Below are 6,542 nucleotides of genomic sequence, written 5' to 3' on the forward strand. Positions count from 1 at the left end.
AAACGCATGGAGTAAAATACTATTCTCTTGCAACTCTTCCCACGTACAAAAAACAAATAAAAACTAAAGGCGCATGCTTACTAATTATCATGCACCTTCGGAAAGCAAGGGGGGGGTAAAAGCCATTAAGGTACGTAATGCCACGCACTTAAAGGGCGCTCAAGGCTAAATCTAAGCTCAGATTTTCTTGGTTCTTATGACATCCCTCCCTTTGTCCTATGTGTAGTCTGTATAGCCAAATCCTCAAAACAATCCGCTAACTTTTTGTAACAAAAAAATTGCTCACAATTCCTTGACCTCCAAACTATCTATATCCCTGACTACTAAGGCGGATTTTTACCTAGCAAGCTTTTTGGGGTAGCAAGCCTATGCCTATGATCATTGTAATGATGCAAACCTTTTGCAAACAGTGTTTTAAGAGGGTAAAGTGTTATGTTGATAGCAGAAAGCCTGTAAAGAGAAAATGGCTATGGTATGTAAGAATAGTGCTGTTTTTTATACGGAGCTGTCTTATTATAAAATTAAGTAGGGTAGGGGAAGAACGTATAGGTACGTAATTTACGCGCATAAAGGCTTTGTAGGAATTAAATCTAAGCTCAGATTTTCTCTCTTTACGGAGTTAAGACTTGTGTTTTTATCATAATGACTAGCTTCTCCATCATAATATTTCTGCACGAGAGCTTTCCAAAAATAGTACACTAGCTAGTTTGTTCTTAAAAAAAATAATCAAGGCAATACTTTTGCACCATCCTCATTCGTCATCCTTAAGGGCGGCTTTTGCATTTACAGAAATTGCCACTGACTTTAGAAGCGGAGCCTAGAAACGCGGGGAAGAGGAACACCATAGAGCGGTGTGACTACTCATGTTGTCATGCTATAGAAATATTTGGTTTTGTAGGGTAGAAGCAGCCACTCCCCTTTAATGCTTTTTAGGCATTAAAAATGGCACGAGAAAATGCTGGTAGTCGTGATATGTTTTTTATTATGGCTGATCCATGAGCTCTAAAATATAAATTGAGAGGGAATGGGCGGCATTAAAAGTTAAACGCGCATGGCGAGGCTTGAGATTGATTAGTTCAAAATCCTTTTCTGAGCGGCCGTGCGCTGCACCTTTCTTGTTTCTTAACTTTATAGTACCGCGCACAATTTGATACAGACCGGATGCGATCATTTTTAAGTCATTTTCATCTAGATCTTGATTTTTTAAGTTTTCTTGCTTCATATCTTCGGGATGGATCTTAGCTTTCTTAACGACTTCTTCCCATAAAGCGGGCAGATTATTACGGGCGTTTTCTGCATATGGGATAGAATGGTGGTCGAGATAAGCTTTGCAAGAGGCTTCCAACAGATTTGCTGCAAATAGAACTGCCTCCCTTGGATCTTTTTCTATATTTTCTAATGCTCTATTTATTTCGATTTCTACTGCTGAAAGTTCTTTCTCTGCAATACGTTTTTGTAGCTCTTCCATCGAGAGGAGACCAGCTTTTTGCAATTCTTGTGTGAAGGTCACCTCATTCTTGATAATATATCCTCCACGCTGATATTCTAATCCATCTTTCTTTAACGTTTCTAAAATTTTACGTTGATCTTCTTTAAGCTCTTGTAGCATTTGGTCTTCTGGTATGTCTTGAAATATGAATCCGACTAACTTATGAAACTCGCTGTCCAAAAAATCACCAAGCAGGGGACCAAGGACTTCAAGCGGTTCATTGCATTTTACATTGATTGTATCTAGTCGTTTCTTAATCGTGACTTCTTTATCATCACTTAGGTACTCATGAGGAGCAGATGGTGTATAAAAGAATAAGGCATCCAAATTCTCTGGCCAATAGTACTTTGGTAATATTTGAGAGAGTGCCCTAATTGTTGCAGGAGGGATTTTGTTTTTCTGAGATATTGTTTGCGGAGACGATAATTGCATTTTGTATCTTTGTAATATCAAAAAGTGGTATGTTGAGTGGTTTTTAGAATATGATTTTATTGCCTGACCTTGCTTAGAAAGTCGCGCAACAATTTTGTGGCTTATATAAGATTTGTGAAAGAGAAATGCCATATTGTGTTTTAATTTTTTTCTCCTTTCATTGTTATAACAGTGAAGCAGTGAAGGGGGTGAATAATGCGTGATAATTGGAAAAATATAGAATGAGAACAGAAGTATAATTTTGTATTATCGTAACTGCAATAGCATTCTTTATTGGCAGATTGTTTATTGGAGAGAAGGAAGCAGGCAATGCGCATAATCCCTGAAAGGAAGGTTTTGTGACAAGAATTTCAATAATGGCATGTTACTAAATGTTGTGTGTGTTCTTTGCTTGTCAGAAAAAGTAGATGGCGCTCTTTATTTGCATAACCGGTATAGAGTAATGCGGGAGGCTAGTTTAAAATCTCGTTTATTCCGTTAAAGCTTACTGTTTTCTATAAAAAGACTGTTTTCGTGATATCCGCTGTTAATCTCGCGTATTTGGTAGAGATGAAAATATAAACGTTTATCGTGTCTGTAAGGGAGCTTGAAGCAATGAAGTTATGTGTAAAAGAGTTCTGAAAAGCTTCTTTTGTCCGTAAAACTTATAAGGAAAATTTAAAGGCAGGAAAATGTTAGAGAAATCTAAGAGTACGCTGTGAAAATCAAGAAACAGTCTTTTTAGAGATGGTTTGCTGTCTGTCATCGTGCTTCATGATTTTCAATGTTTTTAAAATTTCTTTCTCAATGAGAGAGGGCTTTTTTATTAAAGCGGGGGAGATTTGTTATGACAGTTAACAATGAAATGGAGAGAAGATGCTGCTTTACCAGCTGTTTTTGTCGCTTCAGTTTCATTTGAACCTATTGTGATTATGAAAGCATAGTGATTCAATGACTTTGAAAAGGGGGGAATAACATTATCAAGTTTGCAATACAGTGCGATTTTTTGCATCGCGATGCGTGGCAGAAGATGGTCAGCATTTGGGGGCATTGTGGGTTCTATATTCTATGCTGGTTCTGTAGGGCGTCTGTTAGCGCATTTATGGGACTATTCCGCATTGAAATGCGTGCTTAATTTCGTGGATCTTGCAAAGGTCTGATCAGAAAATCCCATATTTCAAGAGGTTTTTAGAGGAATCTAAAAGCACAGAGGTATCATAAAATTACAAACACCGTACGTTACTGGAGGTGATCAATTTTAGAGCTTAAGGAGCTTATCGGTTTAGTGTTCTTTCATAAAAATGATGAAGGCTGTGCTCAAGGTCTCAGTGTGTTGGTTTCTCGAAAAGTGGTAAATGCTGTATGATTTTATAAGCTATTGCCAATGTTATGGATAGGGAGTTCAAATAAAGCATATCATAAATCGGAATTCTTCTCTTTACGCGATAAGAAGAGGGCTAGGAAAAACAGTAAAAATGCAGTGATAGAGAATATGAAGAATACGATATATGTTTGGTTTAAGGACAGGGATTTTTCTGTCAGCGAATGGATCAAAAAGCCAGCGAATATACCCCCTAAGGCACCACCTATTTGCTGTAATATGCGTGTGATAACGGCTGTATCTTTGACGTATAAACTGTTGACATATTGGATGGGGGCGGAAAGGCAGACAATGGTGGCGATGCCAAGTCCTACACCTCTTAGCAAGAATCCAAGTCCATCCATGCTTATATTATAGCCGAAGCATAATAACCCAAAGCTTGATATCACTAAACCAATTCCTATCATGAAAAAGGGAGATTTTTCTTTCCATTTTTGGTAAATAAATTTCCTGCCAATCCACGCACCCACTCCTTGCAGAGCAAGGAGGGCACCGATGATGAGAAGGCTCTTTTCATAGTTTCCTCCCATGGCAACGGCTAGTGGGAAATAAACGAGGAAGCTATAAAAAAGAAATGAAGCAACGAGCCCCATGATCATGAGCAATGTATAGCGCGCATTTTGAAATCCGCTAAAGACGATTAATTTGTTTTTTGCTTTCTGATTAGAAACAATGAATAATATGAGAGATATCACGGCTATAAGCGCTAGGATAAAGAGGGCGTTGTGGTTATTGATATTTCTGGCTTCTGTGAGATAAAAAAACGAAAGAAGGGAGATGGAAAACGCTAAAAATGCAAATAAGTTAAATTTTGTTTTTGTTGTTTCGTTGCTCTTTAAATGTTTTGCTCCAAGGGTGAGTGCCAATAAAATAAGCGGAATATTGATAAAAAATAACAAACGCCAAGACACATACTGAGCAAGCGAGGCGCCTACCAGCGGACCAAAGGCAGGAGCGAAAACTGTTGGTACGGCTATGGTGCCCATGGCTTGGCGCACTCGTGTCTGTCCAAATTGTAAGGCAATGATGGTTTGGCTAAGGGGCAGCAAAAGACCTGTCCCGAAACCTTGAACGATACGAGCAGATATAATAGTTGGAAAACTATAGCTTAATCCTACCCCCAGTGATCCAAGCATAAAAATGAAGCTTGCAAGAAACCAAGTGCTTTTGATACCTATTCTTCCTTGCACAAAAGCGGCCATTAGCAGCCCTGGAACGGTGGCGAGAAAATAGGATGTTACAACCCATTGTATATTATTTTCTCCGACTGAAAAATAATGCGCAAGGTTAGGAAGGATGACATTGACAATGCTCCCGTCCAGCAGAGGAAGTATGCTGGAAATAATGACGGTATATATGACATACCTTTCTGATTGAGTATAGGAATCTACCTTTTGCATGATCATGCTCCCTACAGATGTTCTTTAAAACATTGGTTGCGCCCCATTCACAGACTTTTAAAAATTAACACGCATTTGTGATATCTGCGGTTTTGATATTGGGATGAATATGATTGGAAGTGCTGATGGTCCCCTTGTGTACAACCCGCCTTTTTCTCTAGAATTAAGCCATCAGTTAAGCTGATGTCAATGAGTTTATCGAGGAGTCTATTTGCTGTCAACTCAATCTGCATGAGAGCAAAAGCAGAACCTACACAAACGTGCACGCCTGCTCCATTTGCATTTATTATTTAACATGGAAAATGTGAAAATCTTTATAAATCAAATTATTGACTTAAAAATCCAATGTTTGTTTATATATCATTTTTTATGCTTAAATGATTGTTTGGGTATCAAATGTATTCTCAATAGTTTATAATTTTCTTTTCTTAAATGTGCAGCTCTTTCTGAAAAATGTTCGATAATTTCTTGATTGTTTAATAAAAATTAAAATTGGTTATAAGGAAGAGCTTGTAAATTATAGAGTAGGAAAAAGGTGCATTTTATAAAAAACAGGGGAGGGTTGTTTCCATAACCCAAACATTTTTTCAAGTTGTTGTGGTATCTTTTTGAATTGCTTGATCGATAAAAGTTTTATAATTATCAGAAACAATATATTGGGTATTTTCTCCTAAAGCTTTGAAATGTTCACGATCGCAATGGATTTTTGCTTTTTCCAGAACGCGCAACATGTCTTCGAAAATACTTCTTTTGCTTTCCACAACAAAATACAGTTTTTCTTGCCCATTTTGCTCGAATAATACAGTCCAATCGGGAGTATATGATCCAAGAGATGTATCAATTTTAAACCATTTAGGCAGTTTCGCATAAACTTTAATCTTATCGTTTTTTTCAAATGATTGTGCAAAATTGAACTCAATATCTGAATCATAAATACATGATCATAAGTTGATTTATCAGTTTTTGTCATATTCTTTTATAAAACAATTTGCTTTTATATTTATTAAAATGCATTTTCTATTTTATTTTTTCGTATAATTAGCCAATGAAGTTTTTGCTCTAATATCGCAATTTGTAAAAGACTATTTTGGTCATTCAATATGAAACTTTTTATGTCGGTTTCTTGTATTGAAAGCAATGGTACGATTTTTGATATCTGTATAAAATATTTACAAAAGAATTAATAACGCATGATTATAGAATTTTGTTCTTTGTTTGAAGCATGTACAGTTAACCCATTGTTTATTCATAGATTTTATGTTCATTATTTATTTGATACATTTAATCTAGAATGTAAATTGTGTTCGTATACTCAAACTAAAATACTGGTATTGAAGTGGTGAGAGTGTTGCTTTGTTGAGAATAGATCATTGGGTAGGTTGGTATTCCCTTTGTATCAGAGAATTCAACTTATTCTCTCATATTGTGTGTGGATGAAATGTTAACCGCATAATGCTCCCTCTTACATGAGATGTAAGATTGATATGTTTTCCACATTGAGAAAAGTTGTTGATCGTAGAGGAATATTTTTCTGCGAAATTTGTTTGGCTTAAATGCAAAAAATAGAGCAAGAGTCGCATATTTGTTATGCTGTAATGGCATATATATAATCGATGGAGTCAACACTTCATTTAAGAAGTTTTTTAAAAGAAAAACATAAAAAAATAGAATTATTGAAAAAAATCTTTTATTTTGAAGCTTGTTTCTCACGCTTATAAAAGCTTCACGTAGATTTCGAAAATTCTTGTTGTGTTGAAAAGCATGAAAAATCAAGAAAATTTTGCAAAAAAGCTGCACTATGCGTGCAGCTTTTTATGTATTTGCTTTAAAGGTAGACGTTTTAAAGCATGAAAGTGTCCTT

Annotated in this window: 3 protein-coding genes; all 3 read right to left on the bottom strand. The window is 36.1% G+C overall.

From position 1 onward, the window contains the following. Positions 1–982 precede the first annotated feature (982 nt). Positions 983–1,921, bottom strand: a complete 939-nt coding sequence (locus ACFILW_RS08505) for an abortive infection family protein (RefSeq protein ID WP_375682763.1) — start codon at positions 1,919–1,921, stop codon at positions 983–985. Positions 1,922–3,316: 1,395 nt separating this feature from the next. Then, on the bottom strand, positions 3,317–4,681 hold the full coding sequence (locus ACFILW_RS08510; protein WP_375678161.1) for an MFS transporter: 1,365 nt from the start codon (positions 4,679–4,681) through the stop codon (positions 3,317–3,319). Between the two features lie 587 nt (positions 4,682–5,268). Next, entirely contained in the window at positions 5,269–5,616 is a 348-nt protein-coding gene (locus ACFILW_RS08515) for a hypothetical protein (RefSeq protein ID WP_375654150.1), read from the bottom strand. Positions 5,617–6,542: the final 926 nt, after the last annotated feature.

The organism is Bartonella sp. TT110JLCBS (assembly GCF_042193405.1).
Lineage (GTDB): Bacteria > Pseudomonadota > Alphaproteobacteria > Rhizobiales > Rhizobiaceae > Bartonella.

Coding starts and splice junctions, on each gene's coding strand:
- ACFILW_RS08510 (WP_375678161.1), bottom strand. CDS start 4,681: ATGCAAAAGGTAGATTCCTATACTCAATCAGAAAGGTATGTCATATAT.
- ACFILW_RS08505 (WP_375682763.1), bottom strand. CDS start 1,921: ATGCAATTATCGTCTCCGCAAACAATATCTCAGAAAAACAAAATCCCT.